15 protein-coding genes and 2 pseudogenes are annotated in these 19,137 nt (G+C 71.3%); 9 read left to right on the forward strand and 8 right to left on the reverse strand.

Annotated features, from left to right (window positions below; translation table 11 throughout):
- Nucleotides 1-96: 96 nt before the first annotated feature.
- The gene (locus ACZ7DE_RS18220; RefSeq protein ID WP_470762326.1) at nucleotides 97-885 is read left to right on the forward strand and encodes a ferritin-like domain-containing protein; all 789 of its coding nucleotides are present in this window, start codon (nucleotides 97-99) and stop codon (nucleotides 883-885) included.
- Between the two features lie 17 nt (nucleotides 886-902).
- Here ACZ7DE_RS18220 and corA read toward each other — a convergent pair whose 3' ends face one another.
- Nucleotides 903-1,898 (reverse strand): magnesium/cobalt transporter CorA, encoded by a 996-nt coding sequence (gene corA / locus ACZ7DE_RS18225; protein WP_470762328.1) that lies wholly within the window; start codon nucleotides 1,896-1,898, stop codon nucleotides 903-905.
- A gap of 62 nt (nucleotides 1,899-1,960) precedes the next feature.
- Here corA and ACZ7DE_RS18230 point away from each other — a divergent pair, with 62 nt between their 5' ends.
- The 5 genes from ACZ7DE_RS18230 (at nucleotide 1,961) to ACZ7DE_RS18250 (ending at nucleotide 6,618) form a co-directional block, all read left to right on the forward strand.
- Nucleotides 1,961-2,647, forward strand: coding sequence for a histidine phosphatase family protein (locus ACZ7DE_RS18230; RefSeq protein ID WP_470762329.1), 687 nt, complete (start codon nucleotides 1,961-1,963; stop codon nucleotides 2,645-2,647).
- A 111-nt stretch (nucleotides 2,648-2,758) separates the two neighbouring features.
- The gene (locus ACZ7DE_RS18235; protein ID WP_470762331.1) at nucleotides 2,759-3,349 is read left to right on the forward strand and encodes a DUF3090 domain-containing protein; all 591 of its coding nucleotides are present in this window, start codon (nucleotides 2,759-2,761) and stop codon (nucleotides 3,347-3,349) included.
- On the forward strand, nucleotides 3,313-4,146 hold the full coding sequence (locus ACZ7DE_RS18240) for an SCO1664 family protein (protein ID WP_470762333.1): 834 nt from the start codon (nucleotides 3,313-3,315) through the stop codon (nucleotides 4,144-4,146). The genes ACZ7DE_RS18235 and ACZ7DE_RS18240 overlap by 37 nt, the downstream gene beginning before the upstream one ends.
- A gap of 101 nt (nucleotides 4,147-4,247) precedes the next feature.
- A complete protein-coding gene (gene mshC, locus ACZ7DE_RS18245) occupies nucleotides 4,248-5,477 on the forward strand; it encodes a cysteine--1-D-myo-inosityl 2-amino-2-deoxy-alpha-D-glucopyranoside ligase (protein ID WP_470762335.1) in 1,230 nt (409 codons plus the stop codon).
- A gap of 181 nt (nucleotides 5,478-5,658) precedes the next feature.
- Nucleotides 5,659-6,618: an SMP-30/gluconolactonase/LRE family protein gene (locus tag ACZ7DE_RS18250; RefSeq protein ID WP_470762337.1), complete on the forward strand. Its 960-nt coding sequence runs from the start codon at nucleotides 5,659-5,661 to the stop codon at nucleotides 6,616-6,618.
- A 161-nt stretch (nucleotides 6,619-6,779) separates the two neighbouring features.
- On the opposite strand, the gene ACZ7DE_RS18255 is transcribed toward ACZ7DE_RS18250, so the two are convergent.
- Together ACZ7DE_RS18255 and ACZ7DE_RS18260 are read right to left on the reverse strand one after the other, a co-directional pair.
- Nucleotides 6,780-7,715: a PAC2 family protein gene (locus ACZ7DE_RS18255; protein ID WP_470762339.1), complete on the reverse strand. Its 936-nt coding sequence runs from the start codon at nucleotides 7,713-7,715 to the stop codon at nucleotides 6,780-6,782.
- 164 nt (nucleotides 7,716-7,879) lie between these two features.
- Nucleotides 7,880-8,551, reverse strand: coding sequence for a FadR/GntR family transcriptional regulator (locus ACZ7DE_RS18260; protein WP_470762341.1), 672 nt, complete (start codon nucleotides 8,549-8,551; stop codon nucleotides 7,880-7,882).
- A gap of 219 nt (nucleotides 8,552-8,770) precedes the next feature.
- Here ACZ7DE_RS18260 and ACZ7DE_RS18265 point away from each other — a divergent pair.
- Both ACZ7DE_RS18265 and ACZ7DE_RS18270 read left to right on the forward strand, forming a co-directional pair.
- Nucleotides 8,771-9,136: pseudogene (locus tag ACZ7DE_RS18265) on the forward strand (S-methyl-5-thioribose-1-phosphate isomerase); the annotation flags it as partial.
- Between the two features lie 2 nt (nucleotides 9,137-9,138).
- Nucleotides 9,139-9,315, forward strand: a pseudogene (locus ACZ7DE_RS18270) (S-methyl-5-thioribose kinase); the annotation flags it as partial.
- Nucleotides 9,316-9,321: 6 nt separating this feature from the next.
- On the opposite strand, the gene ACZ7DE_RS18275 reads toward ACZ7DE_RS18270, so the two are convergent.
- The 5 genes from ACZ7DE_RS18275 to ACZ7DE_RS18295 form a co-directional block, all read right to left on the reverse strand.
- On the reverse strand, nucleotides 9,322-9,882 hold the full coding sequence (locus ACZ7DE_RS18275) for an SMI1/KNR4 family protein (RefSeq protein WP_470762343.1): 561 nt from the start codon (nucleotides 9,880-9,882) through the stop codon (nucleotides 9,322-9,324).
- A 179-nt stretch (nucleotides 9,883-10,061) separates the two neighbouring features.
- Nucleotides 10,062-11,678 carry a glycerol-3-phosphate dehydrogenase/oxidase gene (locus ACZ7DE_RS18280; RefSeq protein WP_470762345.1) on the reverse strand — a complete coding sequence of 539 codons (1,617 nt, stop codon included), beginning with the start codon at nucleotides 11,676-11,678 and terminating at the stop codon, nucleotides 10,062-10,064.
- 8 nt (nucleotides 11,679-11,686) lie between these two features.
- Complete coding sequence (gene glpK, locus ACZ7DE_RS18285) at nucleotides 11,687-13,225, reverse strand: glycerol kinase GlpK (RefSeq protein WP_470762347.1); 1,539 nt, start codon at nucleotides 13,223-13,225, stop codon at nucleotides 11,687-11,689.
- Nucleotides 13,226-13,299: 74 nt separating this feature from the next.
- A complete protein-coding gene (locus ACZ7DE_RS18290; RefSeq protein WP_470762349.1) occupies nucleotides 13,300-14,094 on the reverse strand; it encodes an MIP/aquaporin family protein in 795 nt (264 codons plus the stop codon).
- A 376-nt stretch (nucleotides 14,095-14,470) separates the two neighbouring features.
- Nucleotides 14,471-15,235 carry an IclR family transcriptional regulator gene (locus ACZ7DE_RS18295; protein WP_470762351.1) on the reverse strand — a complete coding sequence of 255 codons (765 nt, stop codon included), beginning with the start codon at nucleotides 15,233-15,235 and terminating at the stop codon, nucleotides 14,471-14,473.
- A gap of 353 nt (nucleotides 15,236-15,588) precedes the next feature.
- Between ACZ7DE_RS18295 and metH the strand changes: the two genes are divergently transcribed.
- Nucleotides 15,589-19,104 (forward strand): methionine synthase, encoded by a 3,516-nt coding sequence (gene metH / locus ACZ7DE_RS18300; protein ID WP_470762353.1) that lies wholly within the window; start codon nucleotides 15,589-15,591, stop codon nucleotides 19,102-19,104.
- Nucleotides 19,105-19,137: the final 33 nt, after the last annotated feature.

Here is a 19,137-nt window from a genome sequence, read left to right on the forward strand (position 1 = left end):
GTCGGACACAGCTGTTGCAGGGCCCGCAGTGCCGCACTTGACTCGTTCCTTGCGGAACGCTGCGGAATCCTGCGCTATGCGGAGAGGTGCCCCACGATGCTTTCGGCCAAGAGTCTGTTCCAGGAGATCATCGACCACGACGAGTCCTTCGCCCTCTTCTGCTCCATCGCCGCCGGCGGCGAGTCGCAGGGCGGCTGGGAGAACGCCCGGATCGCCGCGCTCATCCCGCAGAGCGAACGTGACCTCGCCCCCAAGATCGCCCGCCACGGCGCCGACGAGGACAAGCACGGACGGATCTTCACCGCGCTGCTGCGCAAACGCGGCCTCGACCCCGTGCCCGTCCCGCCCGACACCGACTACACGATGCTCCTCGAGCGCGGCGGCATCGGTCTCGCGCACGACCGTCTCAAGGCCGAGCGGGCCCTGACGGTGCAGGACATCGTCGTCTACCTCGCCCACAGCCGGGTCACCGAACAGCGCGCCTCCGAGCAGATGGACCTGCTGCGCAAGCACTTCGCCGACCACCCCGACATCGGCCGCGCGGTCAAGATGATCTCGAACGACGAGGACAACCACCTCGCCTACTGCCACGAGGAACTGCTGCGCTTCGCCCGCGCGGGACACGGCCGGGCCATCCAGCGGACGCTGCGCACGTGCGCGCTCGCCGAGATCCGCGTCCACCGGGACGTCAGCCTGGCCGTCATGGCCCACATGGGACGCATCCTCGGCTGGTCCAGGGCCAGGTCCGCCGTCCTCGCGGCCGGCATCCACGCCGTCTACGCGTGGGAGCGGCTCGCGGGCTGGCGGCGGATGGTGTCCCTGGAGATGCCCGAACGCCGCGACGCGCTCGGCGGTCCCGCGACCGCTGCGCCCGAGTTCGCCTGAGCCGGGCCGGCGGGCGGCTACAGCCAGCCGCGCTGCTTGAACAGCCGGAACAGCAGCACCTCGAGCACGCCCATCAACAGGATCACCGCCGGATACGACCACACCCACCGCAGCTCCGGCATGTGCTCGAAGTTCATGCCGTAGATCCCCGCGATCATCGTGGGGACCGCGGCCATGGCCGCCCACGCCGAGATCTTCCGCATGTCGTCGTTCTGCCGGACGCTCATCTGCGCCAGATGCGCCGACAGGATGTCCGACACCAGCCGGTCCAGGCCCTCCACGGACTCGTTCACGCGCGTGAGGTGGTCGCTGACGTCGCGGAAGAAGGGCCGTGCCTTGTCGTTCACGAACGGCACGCCCGAGCCGAACGCGCTGGTGCCGGCCAGCCGGCTCAGCGGCGGCCCCAGCGGGCCGGTCGCCCGGCGGAACTCCAGGATCTGCCGCTTGAAGGTGTAGATCCGCGACGCGGTGTTCCGCGAGCCGCCGCCGTCCGGCGAGAACACCTCCGTCTCCAGCTCCTCCAGGTCGGTCTGCAGCTCGGTCGCCACGTCCAGGTAGTGGTCCACCGTGGCGTCGGCGATCGCGTACACCACCGAGGTGGGCCCCTTGGCGAGCAGTTCCGGCTCGTCCTCGAGCCGCCGCCGCACGGCGGCCAGGGGCGCGCCGTCGCCGTGCCGGACGGTCACCACGAACGAGTCGCCCAGGAAGACCATCACCTCGCCGGAGGAGACGGTGTCGCTCTCGGCCTCGTAGACGACCGGCTTGAACACCAGGAACAGCGAGTCGTCGTAGATCTCCAGCTTGGGCCGCTGGTGAGCGTTGAGGGCGTCCTCGACGGCGAGCGGGTGCAGCCCGAACTCCAGGGTGACGTGGTCGAACTCCTTCTCGGTGGGCTCGTGCAGCCCGATCCACACGAAGCCGCCGCTGGAACGTGCCTCGTCCACGGCGTCGGAGAAGTCCTGCGGGCCCTCGACGCGGTGCCCGTCCCGGTAGATGGCGCAGTCGACGATCACGCGGCGTATTCTCCCTTCGGCCGCTCACCGGCGCACGCGCGCGTGCGCCTACTCTGGGCCGCATGCCCACGTTGATCCTCGTCCGGCACGGCCGGTCCACCGCCAACACCTCCGCAGTGCTCGCCGGCTGGACGCCCGGCGTCGCCCTCGACGAGCGCGGAGCTGCACAGGCCGCCGCGCTGCCCGGACGGCTCGACGCACTGCCGATCGCCGAGGTCGTCACGAGCCCCCTGCAACGCTGCCAGGAGACGGTCCGCCCGCTCCTCGACGCCCGCCCCGGCCTGCGCGCGCACACCGACGAGCGGATCGGCGAGTGCCACTACGGCGACTGGTCCGGCCGCAAGCTCGCCGAGCTGATGGACGAACCGCTGATGGAGGTCGTGCAGTCGCACCCCTCCGCGGCCGCCTTCCCGGGCGGCGAGTCGATGCGGGCCATGCAGACCCGCGCCGCCGAGGCGGTGCGGGAGTGGAACGCGCGCGTGGAGCGCGACCACGGCGCCGACGCCGTCTATCTCATGTGCTCCCACGGCGACATCATCAAGTCGCTCGTCGCGGACGCGCTCGGACTTCATCTCGACCTCTTCCAGCGGATCTCTGTGGAGCCTTGTTCCATCACCGCGATCCGTTACACCCGGCTGCGCCCTTTTCTCGTGCGCCTCGGCGACACCGGCGACCTCGCGTCCCTCGCGCCGCGCGAGGAGCCGCCGACCGGGGAGGCCACGGTCGGGGGTGGTGCAGGCGCACCGTGATCGTCGGCCGCAGTAGGGTGAAGCGGTCCGCAAACGCGCGCGTACCCGCAGGGACGTTCCCCCACTCGTCCCCCGCACCACGATGACCCACGATTCCCATGGAGACAGGACGTGTCCCGTCAGGTGTTCCTCTACGACCCCCCGGACCGCTTCGTGGCCGGTACGGTCGGACTGCCCGGGCGCCGCACCTTCTTCCTCCAGGCCACCGCCGGCGGTCGGGTGACCAGCGTGGCCCTGGAGAAGACCCAGGTCGCCGCGCTCGCCGAGCGCATGGACGAACTGCTGGACGAGGTCGTACGCCGTAGCGGCGGAAGCGCCCTGGTGCCCGCCGTCTCGCCCGCCGAGAACACCGACACCGCCCCCCTCGACACCCCGATCGAGGAGGAGTTCCGGGTCGGCACGATGGCCCTCGCCTGGGACGGCGAGGAACAGCGCATGATCGTCGAGGCGCAGGCTCTCGTGGAGCTCGAGGCGGACTCCGAGGAGGACCTCGCCGAGGCCGAGGAGAGACTCCTCCAGGACGAGGAGAACGGGCCCCCGATGCTGCGGGTCCGGCTCACCGGCGCGCAGGCGAGAGCCTTCGCCAAGCGCGCCCTGGACGTCGTCAACGCGGGCCGCCCGCCGTGCCCGCTGTGCAGCCTGCCGCTCGATCCGGAGGGACACGTATGTCCGCGCCAGAACGGATACCGCCGGGGGGCGTGACGACCACCGACCCGGCCTTCGCCGAGCTCCTCGCCCAGGGCGAGCTCACCGTCCGCGGACGCATCCGCGAGGCCTCGAACGCGGCGCTGTACTGCACGGTCGCGTACGAGGGCCGCGAGGCCGCCTGCGTCTACAAGCCCGTCGCGGGGGAGAGACCCCTGTGGGACTTCCCCGACGGCACCCTCGCCCAGCGGGAGGTCGCCGCCTACGAGGTCTCCGAGGCGACCGGCTGGGGCCTCGTCCCGCCCACCGTGCTGCGGGAGGGGCCGTACGGCGAGGGCATGTGCCAGCTGTGGATCGAGACGACCCCGGAGTCGGAGCTGCTCGCCCTGGTGGACGGCGAGGAGCCCGAGCCGGGCTGGAAGGCGATCGGGTTCGCCGAGGTCGGCGAGGGCCGCACCGCGCTGCTGGTGCACGCCGACGACGAACGCCTGCGCCGGCTCGCCGTCCTCGACGCGGTGATCAACAACGCCGACCGCAAGGGCGGCCACCTGCTGCCCACCGCCGACGGCCGCCTGTACGGCATCGACCACGGCGTGACCTTCAACGCCGAGAACAAGCTGCGGACGCTCCTGTGGGGCTGGGCGGGGGAGCCCCTGACCGGAGAGGCCGTCGAGGTCCTCGAGGGCCTCAGGGGCGCCCTGGAGCCCGGCGGGCGGCTGGCCGCCGTCCTGGCCGCGCTCGTCACCCCCGCCGAACTCGACGCCACGCGCGCGCGTACCGGGGCGCTGCTGGAGTCCGGCAGGCACCCGGAGCCGAGCGGCGAGTGGCCGGCGATCCCCTGGCCGCCGGTATAGAGCCTGAGGGCACACCGGCGCGAACCTCGCAAGAGCGCCTTACCGGCCATCCGGCCCGCTCCGGTTCGTACAGCCAAGTTCCGTCCGGTTACGCTCATGACATGCATGCCTGGCCCGCTTCCGAGGTCCCCGCCCTGCCTGGTCAGGGCCGCGACCTGAGGATCCACGACACCGCGACCGGCGGTCCGGTCTCCCTCGACCCCGGTCCTGTCGCCCGTATCTACGTCTGCGGCATCACGCCGTACGACGCGACCCACATGGGTCACGCGGCGACCTACAACGCGTTCGACCTGGTTCAGCGCGTGTGGCTCGACACCAAGCGGCAGGTTCAGTACGTCCAGAACGTGACCGACGTCGACGACCCGCTCCTGGAGCGGGCCGAGCGCGACGGCGTCGACTGGGTCGCCCTCGCCGAGAAGGAGACGGCCCTCTTCCGCGAGGACATGACGGCCCTGCGGATGCTCCCGCCGCAGCACTACATAGGCGCCGTCGAGGCGATACCCGGCATCGTCCCGCTCGTCGAACGCCTGCGGGACGCGGGCGCCGCCTACGAACTCGAAGGCGACGTCTACTTCTCCGTCGAGTCCGACCCGCACTTCGGCAAGGTCTCCGGCCTCGACGCCGCGGCCATGCGGCTGCTGTCCGCCGAGCGCGGCGGCGACCCGGACCGCCCGGGCAAGAAGAACCCGCTGGACCCCATGCTGTGGATGGCCGCCCGCGACGGCGAGCCCAGCTGGGACGGCGCCTCCCTCGGCCGCGGCCGGCCCGGCTGGCACATCGAGTGCGTGGCCATCGCCCTTGACCACCTCGGGATGGGGTTCGACGTCCAGGGCGGCGGGTCCGACCTCGCCTTCCCGCACCACGAGATGGGCGCCTCCCACGCCCAGGCGCTCACCGGCGAGTTCCCCATGGCCAAGGCGTACGTCCACGCCGGCATGGTCGGCCTCGGCGGCGAGAAGATGTCCAAGTCCAAGGGCAACCTCGTCTTCGTCTCCAAGCTGCGCCAGGACGGCGTCGACCCCGCCGCCATCAGGCTCACCCTCCTCGCCCACCACTACCGCGCCGACTGGGAGTGGACCGACCAGGTGCTGGCGGACGCCGAGGCCCGGCTGGGCCGCTGGCGCGCCGCCGTCTCCCGCCCCGACGGACCGCCCGCCGACGCGCTGGTCGAGGAGGTGCGCGAGGCACTCGCGAACGACCTCGACGCCCCCGCCGCACTCGCCGCCGTCGACCGCTGGGCCGCGCTCCAGCAGGAGCGGGGCGGTACCGACATCGGCGCACCCGGCGTCGTCTCGCGGGCCGTGGACGCGCTGCTCGGCGTCGCGCTGTAGGGACATCGGGTACACGTCACGAGCATCGGCACACGTCACGACAGGGGCGCCCTCCGCGGTCGGAGGGCGCCCCTTCGCCGTACCGGGAATCAAGGCTGCGGCGGCACGGGCCATGTGATGGGGTGTGAGGGCTCGCCGACCGTTCCGCCGGCCACCGCCGGCCCTCCGGAAGGACGTATCCATGACATCCGCAGACGGCTTCTTAGCCCGCCGAAGGCTCCTCACCACCACCCTCGCGCTGTCCGGCGCGGCCCTGCTGGGAGGGACCGGCGCGGCCCAGGCCGCCCCGGCGCGCTCGAGGCAGTGGCCGGCCCGCTTTGCCCTCCCCGACGGCTTCCAGCCCGAGGGCGTCGCCATCGGAGCCGGCCCCTTCGCCTACTTCGGCTCCCTGGCCGACGGCGCCGTCTTCCGGGCGAGTCTGGCCACCGGCCGCGGATCCGTCGTCGTGCCGGGCCTCGGCGTCGGACATCCCACGGTCGGCCTGAAGATCGACCGGCACGGGCGGCTCCTCCTCGCCGGGGGCGCCAGTGGCGAGATCCGCACCGCAGACGCTCGAACAGGCCGGACCCAGGACGTGTACGCCACCGGCGGCGCCTTCGTGAACGACGTGATCCTCACCCCGGGCGCCGCCTGGTTCACCGACTCCTTCAAGGCGCAGCTGTACAAGCTGGTCCTGGGCCGGCACGGCGCCCCCGTGGCCGTGGAGACCGTGCCGCTGGGCGGCGACTGGGTCCAGGGCGAGGACTTCACCGCCAACGGCATCGAGCGCACGCCCGACGGCAGCGCCCTGCTCGTGGTCAACGCCGTCGCCGACGGCGGCGGCCTCATGCGGGTCGACCCGCGCACCGGAACCGCCCGCGCGGTGGACCTGGGCGCCGCACGGCTGCCCAACGGGGACGGCCTGCTGCTGCTCGGCAGGACCCTCTACGCGGTCCAGCAACGGCAGAACGCGATCGACGTCTTCCGGTTGAACGCCGCGGGCACCCGGGGCACCGCCATCACCCGGATCACCGATCCGCGCTTCCGCATCCCGACGACGGTCGCGGCCTGGGGCGACCGCCTCTACCTGCCCAACGCCCGCTTCGACGTCGAGCCCACCCCCGACACGGACTACGACGTGGTGGCCGTGGACCAGGTGTGAGACAGGGGCGGTGCGCACCGGCGCACCGCCCCCGCGGTCCCGTGGCGCCGGCGCTCCCGTGCGGTCCCAGCCGTGCGGTCCCTCCCCGGTGGCGCCGGCCCTGTCGTCGTCCGTCCGGTCCGTCCGGTCCGTCTCCGCCCGGTCGTCTCCGCCCGGTCCGCTCAGTCCTCGGACGCGTCGCTGTCGTCGGAGGCGTCCCCGGTCGGCTTCGGCGGCTTCGGGGGCCGGGTGCGCTCCCCGGGGTCGGGCGGACCGCCGCCGTCCCGCCTGCGCAGGTAGCGCTCGAACTCACGGGCGATGGCCTCGCCCGACGCCTCGGGCAGTTCCGCGGTGTCCCGCGCCTCCTCCAGCGTCTGCACGTACTCGGCGACCTCGGTGTCCTCGGCGGCCAGCTGGTCCACGCCCACCTGCCAGGCACGCGCGTCCTCGGGCAGCTCGCCCAGCGGGATGCGCACGTCGATCAGGTCCTCCAGGCGGTTGAGGAGGGCCAGCGTCGCCTTCGGGTTCGGCGGCTGCGAGACGTAGTGCGGTACGGCCGCCCAGAGGCTGACGGCGGGCACGCCCGCGTGGGTGCAGGCCTCCTGCAGGACTCCGACGATGCCCGTGGGGCCCTCGTACTTGGTCTCCTCCAGGTCCATCCGCTGCGCCAGATCCGCGTCGGAGGTGGTCCCGCTGATCGGAACCGGACGCGTGTGCGGGGTGTCGCCGAGCAGCGCGCCCAGGACGACCACCAGCTCCACGCCCAGCTCGTGGGCGAAGCCCAGCAGTTCGTTGCAGAACGAGCGCCAGCGCATGGACGGTTCGATACCGCGTACGAGCACCAGGTCGCGTGGCTTGTCACCGCCGACCCGGACGACCGACAACCTTGTCGTGGGCCACGTGATCTTGCGGACGCCGGCGTCCATCCACACCGTGGGACGGTTCACCTGGAAGTCGTAGTAGTCCTCGGCGTCCAGCGCCGCGAACACCTCGCCCTTCCACTCCCGCTCCAGGTGCGCGACCGCGGTGGAGGCGGCGTCGCCGGCATCGTTCCAGCCCTCGAACGCGGCCACCATGACCGGGTCGATCAGCTCGGGAACCCCCTCGAGCTCGATCACCCAGCGCCTCCTTCCGACGTGCCCTCGCTTGACCACCCAACCTTACGGCGTTCTGCGGGGGCGCCCGCAGCCCCCATGCACGGGGGAGTGACCGGATCACTGCCCCGTTCGCCACCCCGGAACACCCCTCGGTGATCGGATCTGCCGACAGATCGGAAGACGGTCTACAGCGAGGACCGCAGCCACTGCTCGACGCTCGCGATGTGCACCGTCGCCCACGACCGTGCCGCCTCGGCGTCCCGGTCGCGCAGCGCGGCGAGGATGGCCCGGTGCTCGCGCAGGGTGCCGGTGACCGCGTCCTCCTGCGTCAGGCCGCGCCAGATCCGGGCCCGGGTGGTGGGCCCGGACAGCCCGTCGAGCAGCGAGCACAGCACCGAGTTCCCGGCGCTCTGCACGATGCCCCGGTGGAACTCCAGGTCGGAGGCGACCAGTTCCTCCACCGAGGGGCTGGCGCCGAGCTTGTCCAACTGGGCTTCCAGTGCGTCCAGTTGCTGCTCGCTGACGCGCAGCGCGGCCATCGCCGTCGCGGCCGGCTCCAGGATGCGGCGCACGGCCAGGAACTCCAGGACCGTGTCGTCGCGGTGGAAGTCGACGACGAAGCTCAGCGCCTCGAGGAGCAGTTGCGGATCGAGGCTGGTGACATAGGTGCCGTCGCCCTGGCGCACGTCCAGGATCCTGATCAGCGACAGGGCCCGCACCGCCTCGCGCAGGGAGTTGCGCGACAGGCCGAGGTCGGCGGCCAGCTCGCTCTCCTTGGGCAGCCTGTCCCCGGGGCGCAGCGCACCCGAGACGATCATGCCCTTGATCCGCTCGATCGCCTCGTCGGTGACTGCCATGTCCGGCCTCCTCTGGTTCATCACTAAGACATCGGATGTCTCAGCGCCATTATGGGGCCAGATCGCAGTACTGCCTCCAGGCAGGTTACCGTCTCGTCATCTGGACGAATATGCGGTGTGCGGTGCCTGTTTCCGGACATCCGCTCGAAGGGTGTCGAACTTCGGTTCGGCCAGGTCGGGTACCGTGGCGGAGACCACGGAACACCAGGAATATCCGCTATGTCCCAGGAACTGCGCGCTGTCGACTGGACCGGAAAAGGGCTGGCGCTCATCGATCAGACGCTGCTGCCGCACCGCACCGAGACGGTCGATGTCCGCGATGTGGACAGCCTGATCGACGCCATCCGGCGACTCGTCGTGCGCGGAGCCCCCGCGATCGGCGCGGCCGGTGCGTACGGTGTCGCGATCGCCCTCCTCCAGGGCGAGCGCGAGGGCTGGTCCGAGGGCGAGGTGCGCGCGGCCGTGGCCCGCCTCCGCGAGGCACGGCCCACGACCGTGAACCTCATGGTGTGCGTGGACCGGGTCATGACCCGCTTCGCCGAGGGACTCGACGCCGTCCTGACGGAGGCCGCCGTGCAGCGCGACGCGGCACCGAGATCGTCCGCCGCATCATCGGCTTCGCCCACCTCACCGACCTGACGACCCTGCCCGACCCGGTGCCGGCCTCGCGCCGCGCACTGCTCCTGGGACGCGAACTGATCGTGCGGCGCGAGGAGCTGAAGGACGTCGGGGCCGTACGGGCGGTCGTGGAGTCGCTCGGCTGACCCCCCTCACAGCGCGTCGAACCACTCCTTGCCGGCCGCCCAGTGCGCGACCCAGCCGGCGAAGCCGGGGGCGGAGGTCGTGTGGCCCGACCCGGCGCCGAACGGCATGGCGCCGACGTCGGTCACCAGCCATATCCGCCCCCGCTGGGGTCCGGTCACGACGAGATGCCAGTTCATGGCGCATCCGTCAGTCCCCAGCACGACGGAACCGTGGTCGTGCACCCGCTCGATGACCGCCTCGGGATCCTCGTACGGCCCGTCGTCCTCCTCCCAGAGCCACTGCTCCGTGAGCGGGAACGGCTGGGCCAGGTCCCGTTCCGTCCCGTCGTCGCCCCAGTCCGAGGGCAACTCGGCCAGCCCCATGAGGCCGTACGCGGGCGGGCCCTGGGACGACCCGTCGGTCACCTCCGCCACGAACGTGCGGTACGGCTCCGGCAGCACCACCCCGTGTTCGGCCTCGAAGGCGCGCACCGCCTCCCAGCCGAGCGCCGACTCCCCGCCGTCGTCCACGGCGAAGGCCTTCCGCAGGGCCGCGAGCTCGGCGGGATCCGCCTGATCGATGTTCATGGCTCCATGGAAGCAGCCGCCACCGACAACGGGACCGGGAGGGGCGGACAGGCGAAAGGGGCGGCTCCACAGGGGTGGAACCGCCCCTTGCCCGTGACGGCCCCGGTACGGAGGGCCGTCCCCGGTGCCGGCCCCGGTCAGGGGAGTGGGGCCGGCGGAGGGTCTTCTCGCGGGCGGACCTACTTCTTGTCGAGCAGGTCCTGGACCTTGGCGCGGACGTCGTCCGTGGCGAGGCCGCGGATCGTCAGCGTCGTACGGCGGCGCAGCACGTCGTCCGCCGTCTCGGCCCACTCGTTGTCGCGGGCGTAGACGACCTGCGCCCAGATCTCGGGTGCGTCGGCGTGGACGCGCTCGCCCAGCTCCGGGTTCTCGTTGGCCAGCCGGGCGATGTCGAAGGCCAGCGAGCCGTAGTGGGTGGCCAGGTGCCGGGCGGTGTCGGCCGCCATGCGCGGACCGGGCGCCGGGTTGTCGACCAGCAGCCGGTGGGCCACCGCGCGCGGGTTGGCGACGCCGGGCAGCGGCAGCTTCTTCGGCAGCGAGGAGATCGGCTCGAAGTCGTCGCCCAGCGGGTGGCCCGGCAGCGCCTCCAGCTTCTGCATGACCGTACGGCCGATGTGCCGGAACGTCGTCCACTTGCCGCCCGCGACGGACAGCATGCCGCCGCGGCCCTCCGTGACCACGGTCTCGCGCTTGGCCTTCGCGGTGTCGCCGGGACCGCCCGGCAGCACCCGCAGACCCGCGAAGGCGTAGGTGATCAGGTCCCGGTCGAGCTGTTGGTCGCGGATGGAGAACGCGGCCTCGTCGAGTATCTGGGCCGTGTCCTTCTCGGTGACCGAGACGTCCGCCGGGTCGCCCTCGAACTCCTCGTCCGTGGTGCCCAGCAGCAGCATGTCCTCCCACGGGAGGGCGAAGGTGATGCGGTACTTGTCGATCGGGGTGGCGAGCGCGGCCCGCCAGGGGGCGGTGCGCTTCAGAACCAGGTGCGCGCCCTTGGAGAGGCGGATGGACGGCGCCGCGTTCGGGTCCTCCATCCTGCGCAGGTGGTCGACCCAGGGCCCGGTCGCGTTCAGCACCAGCCGGGCGTTCACGCCGAACTCGTCCCCGGAGAGCCGGTCGCGCAGCTCGGCGCCGGTGACGCGGCCCTTGGTGAAGCGCAGGCCGGAGACCTCCGCGTGGTTCAGGACCACCGCGCCCGCCTCGACGGCCGCGCGGACCGTCATCAGCGCCATGCGCGCGTCGTTCATCTGGTCGTCGCCGTAGACGGCGACGGCCTTGAGGTTGTCGGTGCGCAGCTCGGGCACGTCCTGCGCGGCCTTGGCCGGCGAGAGCAGGTGACCGACGCCGTCGCCGAACGCCGACAGCGCGGAGTAGGCGAAGACGCCCGCCCCGAGCTTCGCCGCGCCGTGCGGCCCGCCCTTGTACACGGGGAGGTAGAACGTGAGCGGGTTCGCCAGGTGGGGGGCCACCTGGCGGGAGACCGCACGGCGCTCGAAGTGGTTCTCCGCCACCAGCTTCACCGCGCCGGTCTGCAGGTAGCGCAGACCGCCGTGGAGCAGCTTGGAGGAGGCGGAGGAGGTGGCGCCGGCGAAGTCGCCGGCGTCGACCAGAGCCACCCTGAGACCGGACTGCGCGGCGTGCCAGGCGGTGGAGATGCCCAGGATGCCGCCGCCGATGACGAGGAGGTCGTACGACGCCTTGGAGAGCTGCTCCCGGGTCTCGGCGCGGCTCGGGTTCGAGCCGGACGCCGGGCGCGTCCCCAGGGCAGGCACGGACTGCAGGGTGGACTGACTGGTCATTCGGGTTCTTACTCCTCGTCCTCGAGCCAGCCCATGGTCCGCTCGACGGCCTTGAGCCAGCTCTTGTACTCACGGTCGCGGGTCTCCGCGTCCATGCGGGGGGTCCACTCGGCGGCCCGGCGCCAGTTGGCGCGCAGGTCGTCGGTGCTGGTCCAGAAGCCGACGGCGAGGCCGGCGGCGTAGGCGGCGCCGAGGCAGGTGGTCTCGGCGACCATCGGGCGCACCACGGGGGCGTCCAGGAAGTCCGAGAGCGTCTGCATCAGCAGGTTGTTGGAGGTCATGCCGCCGTCGACCTTGAGGGCCGCGAGCTCGACGCCGGAGTCCTTCGTCATGGCGTCGGTGATCTCGCGGGTCTGCCAGGCCGTGGCCTCCAGGACGGCGCGCGCGAGGTGCGCCTTGGTCACGTACCGGGTGAGGCCGGCGATCACACCGCGGGCGTCGGAGCGCCAGTACGGGGCGAACAGACCGGAGAAGGCCGGCACGAAGTAGGCGCCGCCGTTGTCCTCGACGGAGAGCGCGAGCGTCTCGATCTCGGCGGCGGTGGAGATCAGGCCCATCTGGTCGCGCATCCACTGCACCAGCGAACCGGTGACGGCGATCGAGCCCTCGAGGGCGTAGACCGGCTTGTCGTCGCCGATGCGGTAGCCGACGGTGGTCAGCAGGCCGGAGTACGAGTTGATGATCTTCTCGCCGGTGTTCAGCAGCATGAAGGTGCCGGTGCCGTACGTCGACTTCGCCTCGCCCTCGGCGAAACAGGTCTGGCCGAACAGCGCCGCCTGCTGGTCGCCGAGCGCGGAGGCGACCGGGATGCCGCCGAGCAGGTCGCCCAGCTTGCCGCCGGTGACCTCGCCGTAGACCTCGGCGGAGGAGCGGATCTCGGGGAGCATCGCCAGCGGCACGCCGATGGACTCGGCGATCTTGTCGTCCCACTCCAGGGTGTGGAGGTTCATCAGCATGGTGCGGGAGGCGTTGGTGACGTCCGTGTAGTGCTTGCCGCCGTTGACGCCGCCGGTCAGGTTCCAGATGACCCAGGTGTCCATGGTGCCGAAGAGGATGTCGCCCGCCTCGGCGCGCTCCCGCAGGCCCTCGACGTTGTCGAGCAGCCAGCGGGCCTTGGGGCCGGCGAAGTAGGAGGCCAGCGGCAGGCCCGTCTCGCGGCGGAAGCGGTCCTGGCCGACGTTGCGGCCGAGTTCGCGGCAGAGCGCGTCGGTGCGGGTGTCCTGCCAGACGATGGCGTTGTGGACGGGCTCACCGGTGTTCTTGTCCCACAGCAGCGTCGTCTCACGCTGGTTGGTGATGCCGATGGCCTTGATGTCGTCCCGCGTGATGCCGGCCTTCTCGATGGCGCCGGCGACGACTTCCTGGACGTTGGTCCAGATCTCGTTGGCGTCGTGCTCGACCCAGCCCGGCTTCGGGAAGATCTGCTCGTGCTCCTTCTGGTCGACGGAGACGATCCGGCCGTCCCGGTCGAAGACGATGCAGCGGGAAGAGGTGGTGCCCTGGTCGATGGCGGCGATGAAGGGGCCGGCGGTGTGCGCGTCGGTCACTGTGTACTCCTGGTCTTCCGTGGATAACTGGCTGCCTGTACGGCGCTGCTGACTACGCGGTGCAGCTGGTGCTCTTAAGCAAAAGCGACGTTGTAGATGCCTGCAGCGATCGCGCCGCCGATCAGCGGACCGACCACCGGGATCCAGGCGTAGCTCCAGTCGGAGCCGCCCTTGTTGGGCAGGGGGAGGAGGGCGTGCACGATGCGGGGACCGAGGTCACGGGCCGGGTTGATCGCGTAGCCGGTCGGGCCGCCGAGGGACAGACCGATCGAGACGACGACGAGCGCGGTGACCAGGGCGCCCAGGGTGCCCAGGCCGTTGCCCTTGTCGTTCAGGCCCTGGGTGAGCACGGCGAGCACCAGTACGACGGTGCCGACGATCTCCGTGGCGAGGTTCTGCCAGGCGACCCGGATCTCCGGGCCGGTGGAGAAGACGCCCAGGACCGGGCCGGCGCCCTTCTCCTGCGCCTCGACGGCCTTGGCCGTGGTCGCCTGCGCGCCCGGGCCGCCGACGATCTCCTTGTCGGTCAGGTGTGCGTGGAACTGGCCGTAGTAGGCGACCCAGACCAGGGCGGCGCCGATGGCCGCGCCGAGCAGCTGCCCGGCCCAGTAGACCGGAACGTTGCTCCAGTCGTCGTCCTTGATCGCGAGTGCGAGGGTGACAGCCGGGTTGAGGTGGGCGCCGGAGAGGGGCGCCGAGGTGTAGACGGCCGTCAGAACGGCGAAACCCCACCCGAAGGTGATGGCGAGCCAGCCGGCGTTGCGAGCCTTGGAGGCCTTCAGCGTGACGGCGGCGCAGACGCCACCGCCGAGCAGGATGAGTATGGCGGTACCGATGGTCTCGCCGATGAAGATGTCGGAGCTGGACACCCGCGACTCCTTTGTCCTTCGTCCAGGGAAGCCGAACCCCGGGTCCCGCCGGGGGTTCGAGCGCCCTCGGGGGTGAGAGCGATGCCGGCCTTTGGCGTTGTCACACTCTAGCGCGTATTGCCGGTAGGTGTTCGACAATGCCGACCGATGGACGGGAGTCTTGCCCGGTCGTTACGTGTGCGTCAAGAGTGCTGTTATCGAAAACGCGATCGTTATTGATCGCCGCGAGTTATCGATCTTCGCGCCGGTGCGCGTGCTCTCGCCCTTTATGACCGCTTCGGGGTCGTATTGCAGGGTATGGAAAAGGCCGGAACGGCGTGGGGCCGTCCCGGCTCGGTCGTACGTGCTTTTCGGAGGCGTGGGCCCGCCCGGCGGCTCAGAAGCGCCCGGCGCCCAGATCGCGCGACACCGCGCGGGCGCAGTCGCGCACCGCCGCGATCAGCTCGGGGCGCAGCTCGCCGTCCCGCCCCAGCCGCTCCACGGCGCCGGTGACGCCGACCGCGCCCACGGGCATGCGCCGGCGGTCGTGGATGGGCGCGGCGATGGACGCCACGCCCTCCCAGGTCTCCTCGACGTCGGCGGCGTACCCGCGCGCGCGGGTGAGGTCGAGGATCTGCTCGAAGGCCTCCAGCTCGCACACCGTGCGGTCCGTGAAGGGCTTGCGGTCGGCCTCCAGGACCTCGCTGTGCGCCACCGGGTCGTAGGCCGACAGCACCTTGCCCAGGGCCGTGGAGTGCAGCGGCTGCATGGCGCCGATCTCCAGCACCTGCCGGCTGTCGTCGGGCCGGAACACGTGGTGCACGATCAGCACGCCCTGCTGGTGCAGGACCCCCAGGTGCACGCTCTCGCCGCTGGAGCGGGCCAGGTCGTCCGTCCACACCAGGGCACGTGCGCGCAGCTCGTGCACGTCCAGGTAGGTGGTGCCCAGCCGGAGTAGCTCCGCGCCCAGCTGATAGCGCCCGGAGACGTCGTCCTGCTCGACGAAGCCCTCCTGCTGGAGGGTGCGCAGGATGCCGTGCGCGGTGCCCTTGGCCAGGCCCGTGGACGAGGCGATGTCCGACAGGCCCAGCCGCCGCTCGCCGCCCGCGAGCAGTCGCAGCATCGCGGCCGCACGTTCGAGCGACTGGATGTTCCGTGCCATCGCCGTCCTGCCTCCGTCCCCTTCGACCGTCAACGCGCGGCATCAACTGCCGCCGTTCGGCAATGTCGAACACTACCGGTCCATGCCGACCTCCCGCTAATGGTCGGTCGATTCGTGTTGCGACACTCGTCTCCCGGCGGCGACCCGGCCGTCGCACGGCCGTGCCCGACCGTCCGCCACGCCGGCCTAGGCCCGTCCGGCGGCCGCCCTGCCCGTCCGCCCCGTGGACGCCCCTGACCATAAGGCCTCCGTCCCGGCTACCCTGACGGCGTGCGCGCTCCTCGGGAAGGCTCATCGCCCGCATCCTGAGGTGACGCAAAGCCGACAGCCGTCGCATCTGAGGGAGCCCTTTCATGGCCTCTGTGCCGCCGACCCCTTCCGCCGACAGCCGGACCCGTGTGTCCGCGCTCCGAGAGGCCCTGGCCACCCGTGTGGTGGTGGCCGACGGAGCCATGGGCACCATGCTCCAGGCCCAGGAGCCCACCCTCGAGGACTTCGAGAACCTCGAGGGCTGCAACGAGATCCTCAACCTCACCCGGCCGGACATCGTCCGCTCCGTGCACGAGGAGTACTTCGCCGCGGGCGTCGACTGCGTGGAAACCAACACGTTCGGCGCAAACCACTCCGCGATGGCCGAGTACGACATTCCCGAACGCGTGTACGAGCTGTCCGAGGCGGGCGCCCGCATCGCCCGTGAGACCGCCGACGCCTTCGCCGCCCGCGACGGACGCACCCGCTGGGTGCTGGGCTCGATCGGCCCCGGCACCAAGCTGCCCACCCTCGGCCACATCGACTTCACCACCCTGCGCGACGCCTACCAGCGCAACGCCGAGGGCCTCGTCGCCGGCGGCGCGGACGCGCTGATCGTCGAGACCACCCAGGACCTGCTCCAGACCAAGGCGGCCGTGCTGGGCGCCCACCGCGCCCGTGAGCTGTCCGGTCTGGACCTCCCGCTGATCGTCTCGGTGACGGTCGAGACCACCGGGACGATGCTCCTGGGCTCGGAGATCGGCGCCGCCCTGACGGCGCTGGAGCCGCTCGGCATCGACATGATCGGCATGAACTGCGCGACCGGCCCCGCCGAGATGAGCGAGCATCTGCGGTACCTGGCCCGCAACGCGCGCATCCCGCTGGCCTGCATGCCGAACGCGGGTCTGCCGGTGCTGGGCAAGGACGGCGCGAGCTACCCGCTCAGCGCGCCGGAGCTCGCCGACGCCCAGGAGAACTTCGTCCGCGACTACGGCCTGTCCCTGGTGGGCGGCTGTTGCGGCACGACGCCCGAGCACCTGCGCCAGGTCGTCGAGCGGGTCCGCGACCTCACCCCCGCGCAGCGCAGCCCGCGCCCCGAGCCGGGAGCCGCCTCCCTCTACCAGTCGGTGCCGTTCCGCCAGGACACCTCGTACCTGGCGATCGGCGAGCGCACCAACGCCAACGGCTCGAAGAAGTTCCGCGAGGCCATGCTCGCCGGCCGTTGGGACGACTGCGTGGAGATGGCCCGCGAGCAGATCCGCGAGGGCGCGCACCTGCTGGACCTGTGCGTGGACTACGTGGGCCGCGACGGCGTCGCCGACATGGAGGAGCTGGCCGGCCGTTTCGCCACCGCCTCCACCCTGCCGGTCGTCCTGGACTCCACCGAGGTGGACGTCATCCGGGCGGGGCTGGAGAAGCTCGGCGGCCGCGCGGTGATCAACTCGGTCAACTACGAGGACGGCGACGGCCCCGAGTCGCGCTTCGCCAAGGTCACCCGGCTGGCCCGTGAGCACGGCGCGGCGCTGATCGCGCTGACCATCGACGAGGAGGGCCAGGCCCGCACCCCCGAGAAGAAGGTGGAGATCGCCGAGCGGCTCATCGCCGATCTGACGGGGAACTGGGGCATCCGCGAGGAGGACATCCTCATCGACACCCTGACCTTCACCATCTGCACCGGTCAGGAGGAGTCCCGCGGCGACGGGGTCGCCACCATCGAGGCGATCCGCGAGCTCAAGCGCCGCCACCCCGACGTCCAGACCACCCTCGGCCTGTCCAACATCTCCTTCGGCCTCAACCCGGCCGCCCGCATCCTGCTGAACTCGGTCTTCCTCGACGAGTGCGTCAAGGCGGGCCTGGACTCCGCGATCGTCCACGCGTCGAAGATCCTGCCGATCGCCCGGTTCAGCGAGGAGGAGGTCCGCACGGCCCTCGACCTCATCCACGACCGCCGCAGCGAGGGCTACGACCCCCTGCAGAAGCTGATGCAGCTGTTCGAGGGCGCGACGGCCAAGTCGCTGAAGGCCGGCAGGGCCGAGGAACTGGCCGCCCTGCCGCTGGAGGAGCGCCTCAAGCGGCGCATCATCGACGGCGAGCGCAACGGCCTGGAGGCGGACCTCGACGAGGCGCTGCTCGGCCGGCCGGCGCTGGAGATCGTCAACGACACGCTCCTGGACGGCATGAAGGTGGTCGGCGAGCTGTTCGGCTCGGGCCAGATGCAGCTGCCGTTCGTGCTGCAGTCCGCGGAGGTCATGAAGGCCGCGGTGGCCCATCTGGAGCCGCACATGGAGAAGTCGGACGCGGACGGCAAGGGCACCATCGTGCTCGCCACCGTGCGCGGCGACGTCCACGACATCGGCAAGAACCTCGTCGACATCATCCTGTCCAACAACGGCTACAACGTCGTCAACCTCGGCATCAAGCAGCCGGTCTCGGCCATCCTGGACGCGGCCGCCGAGCACCGGGCCGACGTCATCGGCATGTCGGGACTGCTGGTGAAGTCCACGGTGATCATGAAGGAGAACCTGGAGGAGCTCAACCAGCGCGGTCTGGCGGCGGACTTCCCCGTCATCCTCGGCGGCGCCGCCCTGACCCGGGCCTACGTCGAGCAGGACCTGCACGAGATCTACGAGGGCGAGGTCCGCTACGCCCGCGACGCCTTCGAGGGCCTGCGCCTCATGGACGCCCTGATCGGCGTCAAGCGGGGCGTGCCCGGGGCGAAGCTGCCGGAGCTCAAGCAGCGCCGGGTCCGCGCGGCCGCCGCCGTCGAGGTCGAGGAGCGGCCGCAGGAGGGCCACGTCCGCTCCGACGTGGCCACCGACAACCCCGTCCCCACCCCGCCGTTCGAGGGCACGCGGGTCATCAAGGGCATCCAGCTCAAGGAGTACGCCTCCTGGCTCGACGAAGGCGCCCTCTTCAAGGGCCAGTGGGGACTCAAGCAGGCCCGAACCGGCGAAGGACCGACCTACGACGAACTCGTCGAGACCGAGGGCCGGCCCCGGCTGCGCGGTCTGCTGGACCGCCTCCAGACCGACAACCTCCTCGAAGCCGCCGTGGTCTACGGCTACTTCCCCTGCGTGTCCAAGGACGACGACCTGATCATCCTGGACGAACGGGGCAACGAACGCACCCGGTTCACCTTCCCGCGCCAGCGCCGCGGACGCCGCCTGTGTCTGGCCGACTTCTTCCGCCCGGAGGAGTCGGGCGAGACGGACGTCGTCGGCTTCCAGGTGGTCACCGTCGGCTCGCGGATCGGGGAGGAGACGGCCAAGCTCTTCGAGGCGAACGCCTACCGCGACTACCTCGAACTGCACGGTCTGTCCGTGCAGTTGGCGGAGGCCCTCGCCGAGTACTGGCACGCGCGCGTGCGTTCGGAGCTCGGTTTCGGCGGCGAGGACCCGGCCGGCATCGAGGACATGTTCGCCCTGAAGTACCGCGGCGCCCGCTTCTCCCTCGGTTATGGCGCCTGCCCCGACCTCGAGGACCGCGCCAAGATCGCCGAGATGCTCCAGCCCGAGCGGATCGGCGTGCACCTGTCGGAGGAGTTCCAGCTCCACCCCGAGCAGTCCACCGACGCCATCGTGATCCACCACCCCGAGGCGAAGTACTTCAACGCACGGTGACCCGCGGCCGTCACAGGCGCGCCACCGAGCACA

The sequence above is a fragment of the Streptomyces sp. NPDC037083 genome, assembly GCF_055606485.1.

What these genes read in the sequence shown, in the direction of transcription:
- ACZ7DE_RS18220 (WP_470762326.1), top strand. Translation starts at nt 97, where the DNA reads ATGCTTTCGGCCAAGAGTCTGTTCCAGGAGATCATCGACCACGACGAG.
- ACZ7DE_RS18230 (WP_470762329.1), top strand. Translation starts at nt 1,961, where the DNA reads ATGCCCACGTTGATCCTCGTCCGGCACGGCCGGTCCACCGCCAACACC.
- ACZ7DE_RS18240 (WP_470762333.1), top strand. Translation starts at nt 3,313, where the DNA reads ATGTCCGCGCCAGAACGGATACCGCCGGGGGGCGTGACGACCACCGAC.
- mshC (WP_470762335.1), top strand. Translation starts at nt 4,248, where the DNA reads ATGCATGCCTGGCCCGCTTCCGAGGTCCCCGCCCTGCCTGGTCAGGGC.
- ACZ7DE_RS18250 (WP_470762337.1), top strand. Translation starts at nt 5,659, where the DNA reads ATGACATCCGCAGACGGCTTCTTAGCCCGCCGAAGGCTCCTCACCACC.
- ACZ7DE_RS18260 (WP_470762341.1), bottom strand. Translation starts at nt 8,551, where the DNA reads ATGGCAGTCACCGACGAGGCGATCGAGCGGATCAAGGGCATGATCGTC.
- ACZ7DE_RS18275 (WP_470762343.1), bottom strand. Translation starts at nt 9,882, where the DNA reads ATGAACATCGATCAGGCGGATCCCGCCGAGCTCGCGGCCCTGCGGAAG.
- ACZ7DE_RS18280 (WP_470762345.1), bottom strand. Translation starts at nt 11,678, where the DNA reads ATGACCAGTCAGTCCACCCTGCAGTCCGTGCCTGCCCTGGGGACGCGC.
- ACZ7DE_RS18295 (WP_470762351.1), bottom strand. Translation starts at nt 15,235, where the DNA reads ATGGCACGGAACATCCAGTCGCTCGAACGTGCGGCCGCGATGCTGCGA.
- metH (WP_470762353.1), top strand. Translation starts at nt 15,589, where the DNA reads ATGGCCTCTGTGCCGCCGACCCCTTCCGCCGACAGCCGGACCCGTGTG.